Source organism: Catellatospora vulcania (assembly GCF_009720385.1).
Lineage (GTDB): Bacteria > Actinomycetota > Actinomycetes > Mycobacteriales > Micromonosporaceae > Catellatospora > Catellatospora vulcania.
Window position 1 is genome coordinate 873,584 of sequence record NZ_ML769301.1, and the last position, 16,957, is coordinate 890,540.

Genomic DNA, 16,957 nt, shown 5'->3' on the forward strand with positions numbered 1-16,957 from the left:
CGGGGAGCGCCACGGCGATCTTGATCGGCTGTCGTCGCGGCCATGTCCGCTCCCGCCGTCGCCGCCGCCGAGCACTGCTACCTGCGCGCCCGGGACCTAGCCGACCGGCTGGAGCTGGCCGCGGCCCTCGGCACGGAGGAAGCCGGCCCGGCCGCCGACGCCGCGTTCGGCCGAGCACGCCGGCGCCGCGCTGGCGGGGCTCGACCCGGCCGCCAGCCCTGCTCACCGAGCTGCACCGGGCAGCCTGATCCCGCACGGCCAGGTCAGTAGCCGCCGCGGACCTCGTTGTCGAGCTGTTCACCGGCGAGGTAGCGCCGCACCTGGGCGCCGACCAGCCGGTACGCCCGGGGCACCGTCCCCTGCACCGCGCCCGCGACGTGCGGTGTCAGCAGCACGTTCGGCATGTCCCACAGCGGGCTGTCGGGCGGCAGCGGCTCGGGGTCGGTCACGTCCAGGGCCGCGCTGAGCCGCCCGCTCGCCAGCTCCGCGGTCAGCGCCGCGGCGTCGGCCACCCGTCCCCGGGCCGCGTTGACCAGCAGCGCCCCGTCGGGCATCGCGGCCAGGAACGCCGCGTCGACCAGGTGTTCGGTCTGCGCGGTCAGCGGCACCAGCAGCACCACCACGTCCGCCCCCGGTAGCAGCCGCGGCAGGTCGGCGACGCCGTGCACGCCATCCCGGGCGGTGTGCGCCACGTTGGTCACCTGGACGTCGAACGGGGCCAGCCGGGCCGCCAGGGCCGCGCCGATCGAGCCCGCACCCACGATCAGCACGTGTCTGCCGGACAGCTCGCCGGTCGGCGTGACCTCGCCCTCGGCGTACCGGTGCGCGGCCTGCGCGCGGGCGAAGTAGTCGAAGCGGCGCACCGAGGCGATGATCGCGCCGACCACCCACTCGGCGACGTTCGGGTCGTGCACGCCGCGCGCGTCGCACAGCGTCACGCCCTCGCGCAGCCGCCCGATCCACGCGTCGGCGCCCGCCGAGAGCAGCTGGACCACCTTCAGGCCGGTCATCGGCGCGGCCAGGTCCACGAGCCCTGGGCTGCCCACGTTGGGCGGCACCCAGAACTCGACCCCGGCCGGGTCGCCCGGCAGCGGAGCATCGGCGGCGGGCAGCACCGCGACGTCGACGCCGTCCGGCAACGGCCCCATCAAGTCCCGACCGGCCTCATGGGCGATCCACATCCGCACGGTCCCACGCTATCGGCCGCCGGCCGGTGCCAGGCGGCTCTCGCCGAACCGGTCAGAGGACGTTGGGCGCCAGCAGTTCCTCCAGCCAGCCGGGCACGGCGGGGCCGTACTCGGCCAGCGGCCCGGCCTCGGCGCCCTCCAGGGACCGCTGCCAGGACAACGCCCGGCTCACCTTCGCGGTCTGCACAGCGGGCTCGACCTCGGCGGCCAACTCGGCCCGGGTGCCGTACCCGGTCCACGGCTCCAGGTAGGCGTCACGCAGCCGGGCCAGCACCGGGTCGCCGGGCTTGAGGTCGTAGCGGTCCGCGGCGACCCGCATCGCGATCAGCAGCACCGCGAACGGGTGGGCCACCGACGCGTCACCCCAGTCGAAGAACCGGTATCCGTCGCCGACCAGCACGTTCGCGTCGTGCAGGTCGTCGTGCTGCACCGAGACCGGCACCACGCTCGCGGCGACCCGCTCGCAGAGCACCCGGTACTCCGGCACGTACGCCCGCAACGCGCCCAGCCGCTCGGCGGGCAGCGAACCGCCGACGAGCGGGTCGTCGAGCAGGTCCGCGAAGTGGCCAGGCAGCTGGGACGCGGTCATGTCGGGCACGCCCAACGCGATCATCTCGGCCGCCCGCGGCACGAGGTCGCGCTGCAGGTCGGCGTGCCGGGCCAGCAGATCCTCCCAGTGCACCGGGTCGTCGGAGGCCGTCTCGCGCAGCGTCCTACCGCCGTCGGGCAGCAGCGACCAGCCGCGCTCGCCGTCGATCGCGATGGGTTCGAGCACCCGTCCCGGGGCCCACCGGCCGAGCGCGTCGAGCAGCCGGGCCTCGTACGTCGAGCAGTGGCCGTTGGCCTTGAACCACACCGTGCGCCCGCCGACGGGCACCTTGGCGAGCACCGACCACGGCCGCACCCGGGTCTGCTCGACCGGCCCGGTGACCCGCAGCCCGGCCCCCGCCAGCGTCTCGTCGATCCAGCCCAGGACCTGGCCCCAGTCGGGTGTCACAGTGTTGTTCATGCCCGGCAGGCTACCGGCGCGCTGACCTGCGCCGCCCGCGATATTCCGGCTGCAAGTCTCTGGCCCGCGCACACGCGCGCGCGAAACCAGCCCCGACGAGGCAGGAACCGCACCCACCCCAGCCGGGGTGAGCAGCGGACGCCCGAGAAGGGCGCTGTTCCACAACTCTAACGAGTTATGAAACAGGCTTTAGACCGCCACGATCAGCAGCGCCGACACGAGCAGGGCGAGCAGGTGCAGGGCCTGGTCGGCGGCGTACATGCCGCAGACCGGGGTGGTCAGCTCGGCGAAGTTCGGCGACCCGGTGGCCCGCAGCAGCGCCCGCACCGGCCAGCGGCGGTCCAGCAGCGCGTGGGTCGCCACCGAGAACGCCAGGCCCGCGGCGATGCCCCAGCCGGACAGCGGCAGCCGCAGCACCGCGGTCGTGCCGACCAGCAGCACGGCCATCGTCACGTGGTATCCGGCCAGGTGCCCGGCCATCGCGGCCCAGCCGCGCCGGCCCGGCCCGGACTTGCCCTCCGCCTGCTTGTCGGTCTGCGCGACGTGGTCGCCGAGCTGGTGCCCCACGTACAGCACGAGCAGCACGACGGCGAAGGTGGCCGCGCGGGCCACCACCATCGGATCGGGTACGGAGGACATGCTCTCCATGGTGGCTCGCGACGGCGTGCCGCGCTGCGTTCCAGCCGACACTTTCGATGTGTGCTGCGCTACGGAGTGAGCGTGGAATGTGGCCTGGAACTCATCCGGGGCGCTCGGTAGGGTGTCGGGTTCAGCACCGCCGACCACGGGGAGTCCACATGTCCTACGCCGCGCTCGTCCGGCCCGCGCTCGACCGCGTCTACAACGGAATGCGCACCGCCGCCCGCGACCGCGTACGCGAACTGGTCGCCCAGACCGGGGTGCGCCCCGGTTTCAACGGCAGCTTCTACTTCGGCCTGCTGGCCCGGCCCATGCCCGCGGCCGCGTTCGCGGCGGCCACCACCTACAACGGCTCCGACATGACCGACGAGCTGGCGCAGGGCGTCATGGCCGTCGACGGGGCCGGCACGTGGTCGCTGACCGATTCCGGACGCGACTTCACCCTGGCGATGCAGCAGGCGATCGCCGACGCCGCGCAGGAGCACTGGAGCCAGACGTTCAACGGCATGCTGCCCGGCGCGGCCGCCCTGCCGCGGTTGGCCGAGCTGCTCGCCGTCGTGCTCAAGGCCGGCGAGGCGACCGGCGGTCCGGCGTTCCACGCTGCGGCTCCGGTGTACGAGCCGCCCGGCGCGTCGTACGCGATGCAGGTCAGCACCCGGATGGGTGCGCTGCGTCACCACCGCGGCGACGCGCACCGGGCCGCCTGGGCCGCCGCCGGGCTGACCCTGGAGCAGTTGCGCGCGCTGGCACCCGGTGACCCGCTGCGGGTGTCCATCGAGCAGGACACGAACCGCCGCGACGAGCCGATCTACGCCGCGCTGACCGAGCAGGAGCGCTGGGAGCTGCTGGGCCTGCTGGCCGCCCTGCCCAACTGACGGCCTACAGGCCGAGGCCCTCCAGCACCGTCGCGCCGGGCAGGCTCGCCAGCACCTTGCCCGGCACGATGAGCTTCCCGCGCCTGTTGCCGGACCCGATCACCACGTACGGCGCGTCCGCGACGGCGGCGTCCACCAGCACCGGCCAGCTCTCCGGCAAGCCGATCGGGGTGATGCCGCCGTACTGCATCCCGGTCAGCGACACTGCCTCGTCCATCGGCGCGAACGACGCCTTGCGCGCCCCGAGGTGCTTGCGGACCAGGCCGTTCACGTCGGCGCGGGTGCTGGCCAGCACCATGCATGCGGCGTAGGTCACGTCCTGCCCGCGCTTGGCGGCGACCACCACGCAGTTGGCCGACAGCTCCGGGGCCACCTGATACGCCTCGCCGAAGTTCCCGGTGTCGGCCAGCTCCGGGTCGGTGTCGACGACCAGGACCGACTCGACGGGCTCGGCGCCGGCCCAGCCGGCCAGGGCCTTGGCCACGGGCGCGGCGACGAGGTCGGCACGGTCCACGGCGGGCCAGGCCGCCTCGAAGTTCCCGATCGGTGCAGCAGACATGGGACCGATGCTACCCAGGCACCCGATAGGCTCGGCGTTGCCATGGAGGGATGTCTGTTCTGCGAGATCGCGGCCGGCGCGCGACCGGCGTACCTGGTGCACGCCGACGACACGGTCGTGGCGTTCCTGGACACCCGGCCGGTGTTCCCCGGTCACGTGCTGGTGGTGCCGCGCGGCCACGTGCCGACCCTGCACGACCTGCCCGCCGAAGCCGTGGGCGGCTACTTCCAGCAGGTCCAGCGGATCGCGGGAGCCGTCGAGTCGGCGATGTCGGCCCAGGGCACCTTCGTCGCGCTGAACAACAAGATCAGCCAGAGTGTGCCGCACCTGCACACCCATGTGGTACCCCGGACCAAGGGCGACGGCCTGCGCGGCTTCTTCTGGCCCCGCACCAAGTACGCCGACGAGGCCCAGGCCCGCTCGGCCGCCGACGCGATCGCAGCCGCGCTCGCCGCGACCTGACGCCGCGCGACGACCGCACGGCGAAGGGGCCGGCTGCCACAGCCGACCCCTTCCATCTGACTTCGTCTCAGCTGACGGGAACGGTCTCCCGCAGGAAGTCGACCAGCACCGGGTTCAGCGCCTCGGGCCGCTCCATGCTCGGCAGGTGCCCGGCCCAGTCGAGGTGCACGTGCCGGGACCCGGCGATCTGCTTCGACAACCGCAGGGCGATGTCGTGGAAGTCGGCGAAGTCGTGCTCGCCGGACACCAGCAGGCACGGGGCGGTGATCGCGGACAGGTCGACGTCGTGCTTGATCGACCCGTGCTCCTCCTCCGCGGGCGCGAGCTGCACCTCGAACGCGTGGCGCTGCATCACGCGCACCAGCTCCCGGGTCGCCTCGTCGCCGTGCGGGCCGACCCACGCCGTGACGTTGAGTTCGGTCGCCCCGGCGACGTCGCCCGCTTCGAGCAGCGTGTCCTCCTGCTGCCCGTACGCGCTGAGCTGCGCGCTGGGCTCGTGGTCGGCGACCGCGGTGCACAGCAGGGCCAGCGCCGTCGTGCGCTCCGGCCGCCGCGCCGCGAACTCGATCGCGACCCGGCCACCGCCGGAGGCCCCCACCAGCGCCGCCCGCTCGATGCCGAGTTCGTCGAGCAGGTCGGCGACGTCGTCGGCGTTGTTGTAGGGCCGGTCCGGCATGGGCGACTCCCCGAAGCCGCGCAGGTCGCACCGCACCACGCGGTAACCCGCCGCGGTCAGGACCGGCAGCTGCGGGTCCCACATGCGCCGATCGCAGACCGTGGAGTGCAGCAGGACAATCGTCGGGCCTTCACCGGCCACGTCATGTGAAAGTGTCATCGCGGGCCACCTTAGTGATCAAGGCGAGACGCCGCCTCCGAATTCGGTCCCCAGTGAGCCCGGTCACCGCGCGGACTGGAAGACCGCCGTCGTGGTGGCCAGGAAGTAAACGAACATCAGCACCGCTGCCAGCATCGCGGCCCGCATGGCGAGCATCCACGCCTTGCGGGCGCTCTTCACTGCCGCCTTGGCCTTGGGCACCCCGGCGACGGCGGACTTGTACCCGGCGCCGGCCTGTTGCATCTTCAGCCACCGGCGGCCGACCAGGATCCCCAGCAGCACTCCGATAATGCCGATCATCAGCGCGTCCCCGGACATGCACAGAACCTAACCGCCCGATCGACTCCGTGCGATACCTCATTCATCAGCTTTCTTCCGTGGATACTCCGGCCTTCAGGCCGGAGAGGAAACGGAACGCCCGCGCAGCAGGACAGGCATCGCCCGATCCGCTGCCAAGGCGGACCGGCGTCGGCCCGCAACACGACGCAAGGTCCGTCGTGTGTCCTGTTAGGATCTGGGCCGTGTCTAGGATGGTGAAGCGGGCCTTCAAGTACCGCTTCTACCCGACCGACGCCCAAGCCGCGCAGCTGTCGCGGACGTTCGGGTGCGTCCGGCTGGTCTACAACCTGGCGTTGCAGGCCAGGTCCCAGGCGTGGACCCAGCGCCAGGAGCGGGTGGGCTACCACGCGACCTCGGCGCTGCTCACCGGGTGGAAGAAGACCGACGACCTGGCGTTTCTTAACGAGGTGTCGTCCGTGCCGCTGCAGCAGGCGCTGCGGCACCTGCAGACCGCGTACACCAACTTCTGGGCCAAACGAGCCGAGCACCCGAGCTTCAAGTCCAAGAAACGCTCGCGCCGCTCGGCCGAGTACACCACCAGCGCATTCCGGTGGCGTGACGGCGCGCTGCTGCTGGCGAAGTTGAGCGAACCTCTCGACATCGTGTGGTCTCGGCCGCTGCCGCAGGGTTGTACGCCCTCGACGGTGACCGTGTCGCAGGATGCGGCCGGACGCTGGTTCGTGTCCCTTCTCTGCGACGACGTCATCGAACAGACCCCCGCCACCGGCACGGTCGGGATCGACGTCGGACTCGACAGCCTGCTCACCCTGTCCACCGGCGAGAAGATCACCAACCCCCGGTACGAGCGCGCCGGCCGGCAGCGGCTGGTCCGCGCGCAACGGAACCTCGCCCGCAAGCAGAAAGGCTCGGCCAACCGGGCCAAAGCCCGGGTGAAGGTTGCCCGTGTCCATGCCCGGATCGCCGACCGCCGCCGTGACCACCTGCACAAACTGACCACTCGGCTCGTTCGTGATACTCAAACGATCGTGATCGAGGACCTGGCCGTACGCAACATGGTCAAAAACCACCGGCTCGCTCGGGCGATCAGTGACGCGGCGTGGCGGCAGCTGCGCAGGATGCTGGAGTACAAAGCCGCCTGGCACGGCCGCGACCTGATCGTCGTCGACCGCTGGTTCCCGTCGACCAAGCTGTGCTCGGTATGCGGGGCACTCGCCCAGCATATGCCGCTGGACGTGCGGGAGTGGACGTGCCGTTGCGGCAGCGTCCACGACCGCGACGTCAACGCGGCCCGCAACATCCTGGCCGCCGGACTGGCGGTGACAGCCTGCGGAGACGGTGTAAGACCCCAACGAGGATCCTCTCGGAGGGGGCAGTCGTCGGTGAAACAGGAAAGCCCGAGGGCGACCAAGGGAATCCCCGTCCGTTAGGGCGGGGAGGATGTCAACCACATTGCGCACCCGGCCTGGCCGGTCGGCGGTCAATGCGGGAAGACGCGCGGGATCCTGGTGTCGGTCTCGTTGCGGAACGCCTCGATCGCGGCGCTGACCTGCCGCATCAGGTGCGTGCCCTCGATCCGGTCCAGCAGCAGGTTGCGCGCCGCCAGGCCCGCCAGGTCGACGGTGAAGTACACCGCCATCAGCGGATTCACGAACAGCCGGCTGCCACCGGTGCGGCGGGTGAACTGCACGTCGCCGTGCAGCCCCTGCAGCGCCGCGGCGATCTGCCCGTTGACGATGCTCGGCCATCCCTGGGTCAGCGCCCGCGCGTGCACGACCGCCTCCACGTACGCCCGCGCCTGCGGCGACCGCCCCGGAATCGACAGCGCCCCCAGGTACGCCCCGGCCCGGTCGAGTTCGGCAAGGTTCTCCAGCACCTGCACGTGGTTGACGCCGTGATAGGCGTCGATCCCGAAGCCGAGGCAGGTGACCAGCTTGACCGGCACGTCCAGCGCGGCGACGGCGGCGAGGCTGGTCATGTCCTCCTCAGGCGTGCCCAGCCCGGTCTCATCACCGCGCATGAGGATGTCGGTGCCGCCGTCGACGAGCACGATCGCGTCCGGTTTCCACCGCTCGACCAGCACCCGGTACGCCGCCCGTAGCGGCTGCACCCCGACCCGCGCGAACGCGTACACGGTCGAGGGCAGCCCGTTGACCTCCAGCCACAACGCCAGGGTCCGCTCGGGAAAGTAGTCGTCCAGGCCTTTGGTCGTCGGGCCGACCGCGGCGACGTCGGGCTCCAGCCACACCTGCGGGTCCAGCGCGTTCAGGTCAGCGAACGACAGGTTCGCCAGCTGCACCTGCACACCGTCGGCCTGCAGTTGCAGGGCCAGCGGCAGGCCCGCGTACACGTCGAAACCGCCCCCCGCCCCGGCGATCAGGACGCGCTCGCACCCGGCCAGCGCCTCGAACAGCCCCGGCGTACGCAGCGACGGCATCAGACCGGACCGGCCGGGAAGAACCGGCCCGCCAGCGTCAGATACTCGGTGGATTCCAGGAACCGGCCCAGCACGAACCCGGACGCCGGAGTGAACGCCCGCCCGCTGAGCACGTCCTCGCCTGCTACGAACTCGGCGATCACCCCGTCCTGCGCCACGATGTCATGGTTCCAGGCAGGGGTTCCCACGGCGAAGAAGTACACGTCGGTCTGGGTGCCCGGCAGGTAACCGTGCCAGAACAGCGCCGGCTCGCCGTCGACCGGCAGACCGGTCTGCTCGGCGATGTGCCGCCGGGCCGCATTGGCCGGGGTCTCCCCGGCCCGGATCGCGCCACCGGGCAGGCTCCACCGGTTGGCCCGCACCGCGGACTGCTCATCGCGCATCCTCAGCAGCACGGCGCCGGTGCGGCCCACCAGAGCGGTCAGCACGATACGGGTGGTCATGGGGCGAGCCTACTTCGCGTCGACACGCCCGCGCTGTCCCCGACCGGCGGCTGTCGGACCGTCGGCATACTCTGGCCGCATGGCCGAGCCCAAGACGACGAGAAACGACACGAGCGTCGAGGAGTTCCTCGCCGGCGTCGCCGACGCCCGGCGGCGAGCCGACGCCCAGGCGCTGTGCGAGCTGATGGAGGACGTCACCGGTCAGCCGCCGGTGATGTGGGGCAGCGCCATCGTCGGCTTCGGGCAGTACCGCTACGTCTACGCCTCCGGCAAGCAGGGCGACTGGCCCGCCGTCGGCTTCTCTCCCCGCAAGCAGGCCCTGGTCCTGTACGTCACCGAGGGCTTCGACGTGCACGGCGACCTGCTCACCCGGCTCGGCCCCGTCACCACCAGCAAAGCCTGCGTGTACGTCAAGAAGCTCGCCGACGTCGACACCGCCGCCCTGCGCGAGCTGATCGCGAGCGCGTTCACCCAGGTCCACGGCAAGACGATCAACAGCTGACCGGCCGTGCCGACGCCGGACCGGCCCGGCAGGTCCCCTACAGTGAGCCGGTGCTGATCCTGCTGCCGCCCTCGGAGGGCAAGGCCGACGCCGGCTCCGGCAAACCGCTCGACCTGGCAGGGCTGTCCCTGCCCGCCCTGCACCCCGCCCGCGAGCGCGCCCTCGACGCGCTGGTGACGCTGTGCTCGGCCGAGACCACGGCCGCCGCGAACGTGCTCGGACTCAGCCCCGGCCTGATCGGCGAGGTCGCCCGCAACGCCGCCCTGCGCACCGCGAAAGCGCTGCCCGCAGGCCGCCTCTACACCGGGGTCCTCTACGACAACCTCGGCCTCGCGGACCTGCCCGCCCCGGCGAAGACCCGCGCCCGCCGCTCGCTGCTGATCTTCTCCGGCCTGTGGGGCGCACTGCGCGTCGACGACCGCGTCCCGCCGTACCGCTGCGCCATGGGCGTCCGCCTGCCCGGCGTCGGCCTGCTCAGCACCCACTGGCGCGACGCGATGGCCCAGGCCCTGCCCGAGGCCGCGGGCACCGGCCTCGTCCTCGACCTGCGCTCGTCGATGTACACCCCGGCGTGGACGCCGCGCGGCGACGTAGCCGCCCGCACCGCCACGGTGCGGGTGCTGCACGAACGCAACGGCGCCCGCACCGTCGTCAGCCACTTCAACAAGGCCACCAAGGGCCGCATCGTGCGCGACCTGCTCCTCGACGGCAGCGCTCCGCGCACCCCGGCCGAACTCGCCACCGCCCTGCGCGACCTCAAGCACACCGTCGAGGAGCAGCCGCCCGCCAAACCCGGCCGCCCCTGGCAGCTAGACGTGGTCGTCACCGAACTCTGATTAATCCTTTGTGCCCGGCGATCGCCACCGCCTACGGTATGCACACCACCGGGACAGGGACAGGAGGACGACGATGCGAGCGCAGCACACCACCGATCAGCGATGGTCCTGCCGTGCCGTGTCCCGATCCTGGTCCACGGACGACACCGATGATCCGACCCCGGGTGACCGGCGCCGCTGAGCGCCACGCGAACGGCCGACGCCGCCCGCGCCCCGGAACACCGGGGACGGGCGGTTTCTTCATCTCTACGCATGCGGGTGTAGCTCAACGGCCAGAGCCTCGGCTTCCAAATCCGAAGGTTGCAGGTTCGAATCCTGCCGCCCGTGCGACACAACTTCACACGCTGCCGGTGTGGCTCAGTGGTGAGAGCACCCGCCTGTCGAGCGGGGGACCGCGGGTTCGAATCCCGTCACCGGCGCATGTCACGGTTTAGCTCCGTGAAAAGGGGTATCTCCTCGTCGAAGGAGGTACCTCGATGGACACCGGACAGATCATCATGTTGCTTGTCGTGCTCGCCGTCCTCGCGGCCGGTGCGTACGTCGCCTGGACGGCCATGCGCCGCCAGTCGCTGCGCCGCCGCTTCGGGCCCGAGTACGACCGCGCCGTCGCCGAGCACGACACCAGGACCGACGCCGAGCGGGAGCTTCGCGAGCGCGAGCGCCGCCACGCCGAGCTGGAACTGCAGGAGCTCACCCCGGAAGACCACTCCCGTTTCGTGGTCCGCTGGCACGCGCTGCAGTCGCACTTCATCGACGCCCCTGCCGACGCGGTGGGGGAGGCCGACGAGCTGGTCCGCGACCTGATCGCGGCACGCGGCTACCCCGCAGACGACGACGAGGAGCAGCTGGCCCAGCTGTCCGTCGACCACGCCGCGACCCTTGCCTCGTACCGCGAGGCGAAGGAGATCGCCGACCGCAACAGCCGCGGCGAGGCCGCCACCGAGGACCTGCGTATCGCGGTGGTCCGCTACCGCGAGCTGGTCTCCCAGCTGCTCGGCGAGGACCCGGTCCCCGCTGAGTCGACCCCCGCTTCGACATCCACCACTCCCACCCCGCGCCGTGACGAGGAGGTCCACGCATGACCTACGACACCAGAGCCCAGTTCAACCAGGGTCTCGTCGACTCCGACGAGGACCGCGACCGCTACGACGGCGTGCCGCGCCAGGACCGCTCCGACGACGTTGTCGACGGCGAACTCGTGGACCCGGCCACCGAGGCGGAGCACCGCCACGACCAGGACGGCGTCGTCCACGCCGACGCACGCGACGGTGAGCCGGTCGAGCCGGTGGACCTCGACGGCTTCGACGGCACCACCGAGGGCAGCCACAATGTGGCCACGCCCCGCGATGACGACGATGAGACCCCGGCCCTGGAGGACGTAGCCGACCCCGAGCCCGACGCCACCGACGACCCGGTCCACCCCGAGGCCGCGATCGGCGAGGATCCCGACGAGCGTGCCGACGAGATCGCGCACGGCGACGATGTCCAGGACGAGACGGTCGCGCAGGCCGTCGCCGACGACGAGCCGGTCGACAGCGAGACCAGGACGCTCGACGACCTGGCCGACGTGGATGTGCCGGCCGACGACGCCATCGCCGACCCGCTGGACGACGAAGTCGTGGCCCGGGACGACACGCCCGCCGACGAGCCCACCCGGGCCGATCAGGCGGTCGACGACCTGACCACGCCGGGCGCGACCGTCGACGAGGCTGCCGCCGCGGAGCTCACCGGCGACGACGAGGTGGACGAGCCCGTGGCGACCGATGCCGCGGACCTGGCCACCGACGACGAAGTGCAGGTCGTGGGTGGCCCGGACGCGGTCGACCCGCCGGTGACCGAGCCCACGGACGTCGGTGCGATCGTCGGAGCGGCGTCGCTGTGGCCGGCTGCGGCCGCGGAGGATCTGCGTACCCGGTGGCAGGCCGCACAGCTGCGGTTCGTCGACGACCCGCCCGCGGTCGCCGCGGAGCTGCGCGACCTGGTCGGTGAGGCGGTGCGCACGCTGCAGGAGTCGCTGGCCGACCGGCAGCGCGAGCTCGACGCCGCGTTCGGCGACGCCGGCACCGACACCGAGCAGCTGCGCCTGGCGGTGCAGCAGTACCGCGACTTCAACGAGCAACTGCTGGAGCGGTAGAGCTCCCGGCGGCTGCCTCCTACCTGCCATGCATCGGCCGCCGCCGGGCACGAACTGCGGGACGTCCCACCTCGGGGGACGTCCCGCAGTTCGTTGTGCCCGCCCGCTCGCTGTCAACGCGAGTTGACAAGTGGCCCGGTGTCAACCTACATTGACATCATGAGCGACGCGACAAAACTCGCCGCCGCAGCCGGCAGCGCCGACCCCGGGGTCGGCCTACGGGCGGTGCTAGCCCTGCGCCGGCTGCTCGAAACCCTCGAGATGCTGCAGGTCGGCAACGCACGCAAGGCAGGCTGGTCCTGGCAGGAGATCGCCGACGCCCTCGAAGTCAGCCGACAGGCCGTACACAAGAAACACGCCGGCCGCTGGCCCGGGCCGGACCGACGGGAGAAGTGATGCTCGAACGATTCACGACGGCGGCACGCGAGGTCGTCAGAGGCGCACAGACCGAGGCCAGACAGTGCGGCCACCGCCTCATCGGCACCGAACACCTCCTGCTCGCACTCCTGCACCCCACCACCGGCATCCCGTACGACCTGCTGACAGCCGCAGGCCTCGGCCACGACCGGGTCGTCACCGCCATCGCGCGGCTGACCGACAGCGCCGAACCCCTCGGCCCGGCCGACGCCGCCGCCCTCGAAGCCATCGGCATCGACCTCGAAGCCGTACGCGCCAAACTCGAGGGGACCTTCGGCCCCGGCGCCCTCGACCCGCCCGCCCCGGTCCCCAAACGCGGCCTGTTCGGCCGCCGCAAACAGCCCAGCACCAGCGGACACCGCCCGTTCAGCCCGCGAGCCAAGGTCATCCTCGAACTGGCCCTACGCGAGGCGCTCCGCCTGCACCACGGCTACATCGGCACCGAACACCTCCTGCTCGGCCTCATCCGCGAGGGCCGCGGCCTGGCCGCGAAGATCCTGGTCGACGCCGGCATCGACCTCAACGACCTGCGCACCCGCACCGAAGCCGCCATCACCGCCGCCAAGAAATGACCCCCCGGGAAGGGCCGGGAACGTCCGGCCCTTCCCGGCTTGACCTGGAGCGCACTCCAGCACCTAGCGTGGCTTCCATGATCGGCTACCGCCCGCCGCGGAAGTCACGACCAGGGGAGAGCACCACCATGCGCTACCGCGTACTCGGCCGCACCGGCATCGAGGTCAGCACGTACTGCCTCGGCACCATGATGTTCGGCAGCGTCGGCAACCCCGACCACGACGACTGCGCCCGCATCATCAACCACGCCCTCGACCACGGCGTCAACTTCGTCGACACCGCCGACATGTACTCCGCCGGCGAATCCGAGACCATCGTCGGCAAGGCCCTGCACGGCCGCCGCGACGACGTCGTCCTCGCCACCAAGGTGCACTTCCCGATGGGCGAGGGCCGCAACCGGGGCGGCAACAGCCGCCGCTGGATCCTCACCGCCGTCGAGGACAGCCTGCGCCGCCTGGACACCGACCGGATCGACCTCTACCAGATCCACCGGCCCGACCACACCACCGACATCGAGGAGACCCTCGCCACCCTCGACGACCTCGTCCGCGCCGGCAAGATCCGCGCGTACGGCTGCTCCACCTTCCCCGCCGAGGAACTCGTCGAAGCCCACCACGCCGCACAGCGCCGCGCCGTCAGCCGCTTCCGCACCGAACAACCGCCGTACTCACTGCTCGCCCGCGGCATCGAAACCGACATCCTGCCCGTCGCCCAGCGCTACGGCATGGGCGTACTCGTCTGGAGCCCGCTCGCCTCCGGCTTCCTGTCCGGCCGCATCCGCCGCGACACCGTCGACCTGACCACCGGCCGCGCCGCCCTCACCCCACACCGGTTCGACCCCGCGATCCCCGCCAACGCCGCCAAGTACGACGCCCTCGAGCAGCTCGCCGCCCTGGCCGACGAGCTCGGCCGCACCCTGCCCGAACTCGCGCTGGCGTTCACCCAGGCCCACCCCGCGGTCACCTCGACCATCATCGGCCCGCGCACCATGGCCCACCTCGACACCGCCCTCAAAGGCGCGGGCCTCGCGCTCGACGACGCGACCCTGGACCGCATCGACGAGATCGTCCCACCCGGCACGAACCTGTACCGCCCCGACGGCGCCTGGCGCCCGCCGGCGCTGGCCGACAGCACACTGCGCCGCCGGCCCCAGCACGAGCGCGCCGCCGCCTGACCTCACAGCACGGGCCGGGGGAGCGGCCTGACTCCCTCGGCCCTATCGTCCCTACCCATGACCATCACCTACACCTGGCGCGGCGAGTTCGACAACACCGAGGTCGAGAGGCTGCACGCCGACGGATTCGACCGTGAACCGTCCGACCACGACTGGTGGGCCCAGGTCACCGGCCACAGCCTCGGCTGGGTGAACGCCCGCGACGGCGCGCGGCTCGTCGGCTGGATCAACGTCGCATGGGACGGATCCGGACACGCATTCGTGCTGGACACCGTCGTCGCCGTGGACGCCCGCCGCCTCGGCGTCGGTACCGAACTGGTCGCCGAGGCCGCCCGGCAGGCCGACGCGGCCGGCTGCGAGTGGCTCCACGTCGACTTCGAGGACCACCTGCGCGACTTCTACTTCAAAGCCTGCGGCTTCCGGCCCACCGCCGCCGGCCTGATCCCACTCCCGACGCCCTGACCTGGGCTACTGCACATCCCCGCCGTACACGTCCTCGTCGGGCACCTGAGCGACACTCTCGTCATAGATGCTGTCCATGAACTCGTCGTACGCCGTCTCCGGCACCTCCGGCCCGGCGATCTCGTCCAGGCCCACCTCGGCGAACTCCTCCTCGGCACCGGCACGCCGCGGCTCAGGCACGTGCCCCGCCGCCTCCTCGCTGACCCCTGCGCGCCCCCACTCGGCGCCCTCCCGGTCACCCCTGGGCGGCGTGAGCCACCGCCGGTAGAAGCGGTCGTCCACGCCCGCCAGGAACGCGGCGGCGGCGGCCTCGGGATCACCCGTGGCGACGTACACCTCGGCAACCCGGTGCATGGTGCCGGACGACAGCTTGAGCTGCTTCGCGGTGATGGTGCGCGTCGCCCGGCCGGGGTCGTTGCGATCCTTGACGGCGAGCACCACGGCGGCGTCGGCGGGAGCCGTGGCGGCCCACACCCGTCGCACACCGAAGTCCAGCTTGTCGAGGGTGTGCTTGCGCGGCTTGGGATCCTTGCCCGCATTCCACTTCTCGAACCAGCGCTGGAACGTACGCCGGTCCACCCCCGCCATCTTCGCCCCCTTCGCGACCCCCGCGGTACGCCGCAGCTCCTCAGCCTTCTCCCGGAAGGTCATCGGAGCCTGCCGGATCTCGCGGCCACTCATCATGCTGACCAGCCGGTCGCCCAAAGTGCTCACTTCGCACCACTCTCTACCGCTGCCCGACTCTTACGCGTCGCCTTGTGCTTGTACGCGCCGAGCTTCATCCCGGAAGGGTCCAGCGCCCATCCCGCCGGAACCGCTGCGACACCGTCCTCGTCGTCCGAGGCGTACCAGACGTTGTCGACATCGATCCAGAGCGGCCAGCGGCCCTGCTCCCGACCGGTCTTCCACATCTTGCGCCACCGATTCGCACGATCCATCGCGATGATCGAGAACCACCAGTCCGGCCGGTAGATCCAGTTCGTCTCACTGGCGAGCATGCCGAGCGTCTTACGTCCGGCCTCCTTGAGCGCCTTGGTGACCCGCTCGGCGTCACGGCTGTCCTCGGCGACGCTCGGCACGGCCGCGTAGGCGTCACGCATCTTCCACGCCCAGGGACGCAGCAACTCCAGGCCCTGCGAAACCCGACTGTCCTTGATCGTCACCCCGCCGTAGACACCCTGCTCCGTCAAGTCCTGCAGCAATGTCACCGTCGCCGTCGAGATCCAACGCGCGCCCTTCTCGGACGAATATCCGGCCGGGTCCGGCATACGCTTGTCGTTCCACGGCGACAGCTCACAGAGCCACCAGCCGCCCAACTTCGGATCGAACGTCGTACCGCCCGGCTTGAGCTGCCACGGCGCGACGATCACATTGGCGGCGGCGGCGATGTACGCCCGGTTCGCGTCGTAGGCGTGCGCGAACCTCATACCCGACGCGGGAGCGCGGAAGTGATCGGCGTGGAAATCGTCCTCGAACCCGGGCACGAGCTCGATCTTGGGCTTCCATGTCGGCTGGAGCTTCTTCGGCCCGACCGTCGTCACCTTGCTCATGATCGCGATGCCCGCGATGCCGGCAGTGCCGTGGTACGCGCTGCCCGTGACCCGGTGCCAGAGCGCCAGCGACGTCACCGTGCCCATACCGTCACGGGGGTCGGGGTCGAGAAGCGGGAACGCAGCAGGTTCGATCGCGGGCAGGATACCGACCCGCAGCGTGAGCCCTTCCCGCCGAAACGTCGTCCAGTCCGCGAGCTTGCGCACCTCCCACCCCGCCGACCTCGCCTCGCGCAAGAGCTCGTGATCATCGGCGACCGCTCCCAGCCCCTCACGCGTGGTAGGAAGTCGCATGGCGCGAGCGGCTTCCACGTCCACCATGACCACGCCCTCGTCACTGAAGCGACCGGCCAGCCGGTTCAGCACCGACCCGATACCGGGATCGAGCGTGCCCGGAGGCACCGGATGGATGTGTTCCCCGTCCGTCATGAGGGTGTCTGCCCCGAGCTGAGCTGCTTTGTAAGTGGCTCCCACAGCTGGACACGATACAGATTCCAACACCGCAGATCGCATACCGAGACCCCGCTGCCCACCCACGATCTGACTGGGGGTAAGGGCAGTTCGAT

General features: G+C 71.3%; 21 protein-coding genes, 2 tRNA genes and 1 pseudogene. 14 read left to right on the top strand and 10 right to left on the bottom strand.

Annotated elements, in window-relative coordinates; all coding sequences use genetic code 11:
* Positions 1–42 precede the first annotated feature (42 nt).
* Positions 43–270, top strand: coding sequence for a hypothetical protein (locus tag F6W97_RS03930; protein ID WP_155368686.1), 228 nt, complete (start codon positions 43–45; stop codon positions 268–270).
* On the opposite strand, the gene F6W97_RS03935 is transcribed toward F6W97_RS03930, so the two are convergent.
* The 3 genes from F6W97_RS03935 to F6W97_RS03945 all read right to left on the bottom strand — a co-directional run bounded on the left by F6W97_RS03935 (position 264) and on the right by F6W97_RS03945 (position 2,835).
* Entirely contained in the window at positions 264–1,187 is a 924-nt protein-coding gene (locus tag F6W97_RS03935; protein ID WP_155368687.1) for a 2-hydroxyacid dehydrogenase, read from the bottom strand. The two genes, F6W97_RS03930 and F6W97_RS03935, sit on opposite strands and share 7 nt — an antisense overlap.
* A 52-nt stretch (positions 1,188–1,239) precedes the next feature.
* Positions 1,240–2,196: a phosphotransferase gene (locus F6W97_RS03940; protein ID WP_155368688.1), complete on the bottom strand. Its 957-nt coding sequence runs from the start codon at positions 2,194–2,196 to the stop codon at positions 1,240–1,242.
* 189 nt (positions 2,197–2,385) lie between these two features.
* Positions 2,386–2,835, bottom strand: coding sequence for a DUF3307 domain-containing protein (locus F6W97_RS03945; RefSeq protein ID WP_230686387.1), 450 nt, complete (start codon positions 2,833–2,835; stop codon positions 2,386–2,388).
* A gap of 158 nt (positions 2,836–2,993) precedes the next feature.
* Between F6W97_RS03945 and F6W97_RS03950 the strand changes: the two genes are divergently transcribed.
* A complete protein-coding gene (locus F6W97_RS03950) occupies positions 2,994–3,710 on the top strand; it encodes a hypothetical protein (RefSeq protein WP_155368689.1) in 717 nt (238 codons plus the stop codon).
* 4 nt (positions 3,711–3,714) lie between these two features.
* Here F6W97_RS03950 and F6W97_RS03955 read toward each other — a convergent pair whose 3' ends face one another.
* Positions 3,715–4,269 (bottom strand): YbaK/EbsC family protein, encoded by a 555-nt coding sequence (locus F6W97_RS03955; protein WP_155368690.1) that lies wholly within the window; start codon positions 4,267–4,269, stop codon positions 3,715–3,717.
* 42 nt (positions 4,270–4,311) lie between these two features.
* On the opposite strand from F6W97_RS03955, the gene F6W97_RS03960 reads away from it, so the two are divergent.
* Positions 4,312–4,731: an HIT family protein gene (locus tag F6W97_RS03960; RefSeq protein WP_155368691.1), complete on the top strand. Its 420-nt coding sequence runs from the start codon at positions 4,312–4,314 to the stop codon at positions 4,729–4,731.
* Between the two features lie 67 nt (positions 4,732–4,798).
* Here F6W97_RS03960 and F6W97_RS03965 read toward each other — a convergent pair whose 3' ends face one another.
* Both F6W97_RS03965 and F6W97_RS03970 read right to left on the bottom strand, forming a co-directional pair.
* On the bottom strand, positions 4,799–5,566 hold the full coding sequence (locus F6W97_RS03965) for an alpha/beta fold hydrolase (RefSeq protein ID WP_155368692.1): 768 nt from the start codon (positions 5,564–5,566) through the stop codon (positions 4,799–4,801).
* Positions 5,567–5,629: 63 nt separating this feature from the next.
* The gene (locus F6W97_RS03970) at positions 5,630–5,884 is read right to left on the bottom strand and encodes a hypothetical protein (RefSeq protein WP_155368693.1); all 255 of its coding nucleotides are present in this window, start codon (positions 5,882–5,884) and stop codon (positions 5,630–5,632) included.
* 212 nt (positions 5,885–6,096) lie between these two features.
* On the opposite strand from F6W97_RS03970, the gene F6W97_RS03975 reads away from it, so the two are divergent.
* Positions 6,097–7,293, top strand: coding sequence for an RNA-guided endonuclease InsQ/TnpB family protein (locus tag F6W97_RS03975; RefSeq protein ID WP_230686408.1), 1,197 nt, complete (start codon positions 6,097–6,099; stop codon positions 7,291–7,293).
* Between the two features lie 50 nt (positions 7,294–7,343).
* Here the strand turns inward: F6W97_RS03975 and F6W97_RS03980 are convergent, their stop codons facing one another.
* Together F6W97_RS03980 and F6W97_RS03985 are read right to left on the bottom strand one after the other, a co-directional pair.
* Complete coding sequence (locus F6W97_RS03980; protein WP_155368695.1) at positions 7,344–8,300, bottom strand: DUF1152 domain-containing protein; 957 nt, start codon at positions 8,298–8,300, stop codon at positions 7,344–7,346.
* Complete coding sequence (locus F6W97_RS03985) at positions 8,300–8,743, bottom strand: NUDIX hydrolase (protein WP_155368696.1); 444 nt, start codon at positions 8,741–8,743, stop codon at positions 8,300–8,302. The genes F6W97_RS03980 and F6W97_RS03985 overlap by 1 nt, the downstream gene beginning before the upstream one ends.
* A gap of 79 nt (positions 8,744–8,822) precedes the next feature.
* Here F6W97_RS03985 and F6W97_RS03990 point away from each other — a divergent pair, with 79 nt between their 5' ends.
* The 10 genes and pseudogenes from F6W97_RS03990 to F6W97_RS04035 all read left to right on the top strand — a co-directional run bounded on the left by F6W97_RS03990 (position 8,823) and on the right by F6W97_RS04035 (position 14,841).
* A complete protein-coding gene (locus tag F6W97_RS03990; protein ID WP_155368697.1) occupies positions 8,823–9,245 on the top strand; it encodes a DUF1801 domain-containing protein in 423 nt (140 codons plus the stop codon).
* A gap of 50 nt (positions 9,246–9,295) precedes the next feature.
* A complete protein-coding gene (yaaA, locus tag F6W97_RS03995; RefSeq protein ID WP_155368698.1) occupies positions 9,296–10,081 on the top strand; it encodes a peroxide stress protein YaaA in 786 nt (261 codons plus the stop codon).
* Between the two features lie 254 nt (positions 10,082–10,335).
* A tRNA-Trp gene (locus F6W97_RS04000) sits at positions 10,336–10,408 on the top strand.
* A gap of 19 nt (positions 10,409–10,427) precedes the next feature.
* A tRNA-Asp gene (locus tag F6W97_RS04005) sits at positions 10,428–10,500 on the top strand.
* 57 nt (positions 10,501–10,557) lie between these two features.
* On the top strand, positions 10,558–11,163 hold the full coding sequence (locus tag F6W97_RS04010) for a hypothetical protein (RefSeq protein ID WP_155368699.1): 606 nt from the start codon (positions 10,558–10,560) through the stop codon (positions 11,161–11,163).
* Positions 11,160–12,215: a hypothetical protein gene (locus F6W97_RS04015; RefSeq protein ID WP_155368700.1), complete on the top strand. Its 1,056-nt coding sequence runs from the start codon at positions 11,160–11,162 to the stop codon at positions 12,213–12,215. The genes F6W97_RS04010 and F6W97_RS04015 overlap by 4 nt, the downstream gene beginning before the upstream one ends.
* 159 nt (positions 12,216–12,374) lie before the next feature.
* Positions 12,375–12,611 (top strand): HTH domain-containing protein, encoded by a 237-nt coding sequence (locus tag F6W97_RS04020; RefSeq protein ID WP_155368701.1) that lies wholly within the window; start codon positions 12,375–12,377, stop codon positions 12,609–12,611.
* Positions 12,611–13,177: pseudogene (locus F6W97_RS41495) on the top strand (Clp protease N-terminal domain-containing protein); the annotation flags it as partial. The gene F6W97_RS04020 and the pseudogene F6W97_RS41495, both read left to right, overlap by 1 nt.
* Before the next feature lie 155 nt (positions 13,178–13,332).
* Positions 13,333–14,379, top strand: coding sequence for an aldo/keto reductase (locus tag F6W97_RS04030; protein ID WP_155368840.1), 1,047 nt, complete (start codon positions 13,333–13,335; stop codon positions 14,377–14,379).
* A gap of 57 nt (positions 14,380–14,436) precedes the next feature.
* Positions 14,437–14,841, top strand: a complete 405-nt coding sequence (locus F6W97_RS04035; protein ID WP_155368703.1) for a GNAT family N-acetyltransferase — start codon at positions 14,437–14,439, stop codon at positions 14,839–14,841.
* A gap of 6 nt (positions 14,842–14,847) precedes the next feature.
* On the opposite strand, the gene F6W97_RS04040 is transcribed toward F6W97_RS04035, so the two are convergent.
* Together F6W97_RS04040 and F6W97_RS04045 are read right to left on the bottom strand one after the other, a co-directional pair.
* Positions 14,848–15,555, bottom strand: coding sequence for a hypothetical protein (locus F6W97_RS04040; RefSeq protein WP_155368704.1), 708 nt, complete (start codon positions 15,553–15,555; stop codon positions 14,848–14,850).
* Positions 15,552–16,865: a hypothetical protein gene (locus tag F6W97_RS04045; protein WP_155368705.1), complete on the bottom strand. Its 1,314-nt coding sequence runs from the start codon at positions 16,863–16,865 to the stop codon at positions 15,552–15,554. Before F6W97_RS04045 ends, F6W97_RS04040 begins: the two co-directional genes overlap by 4 nt.
* Between the last annotated feature and the right edge of the window lie 92 nt (positions 16,866–16,957).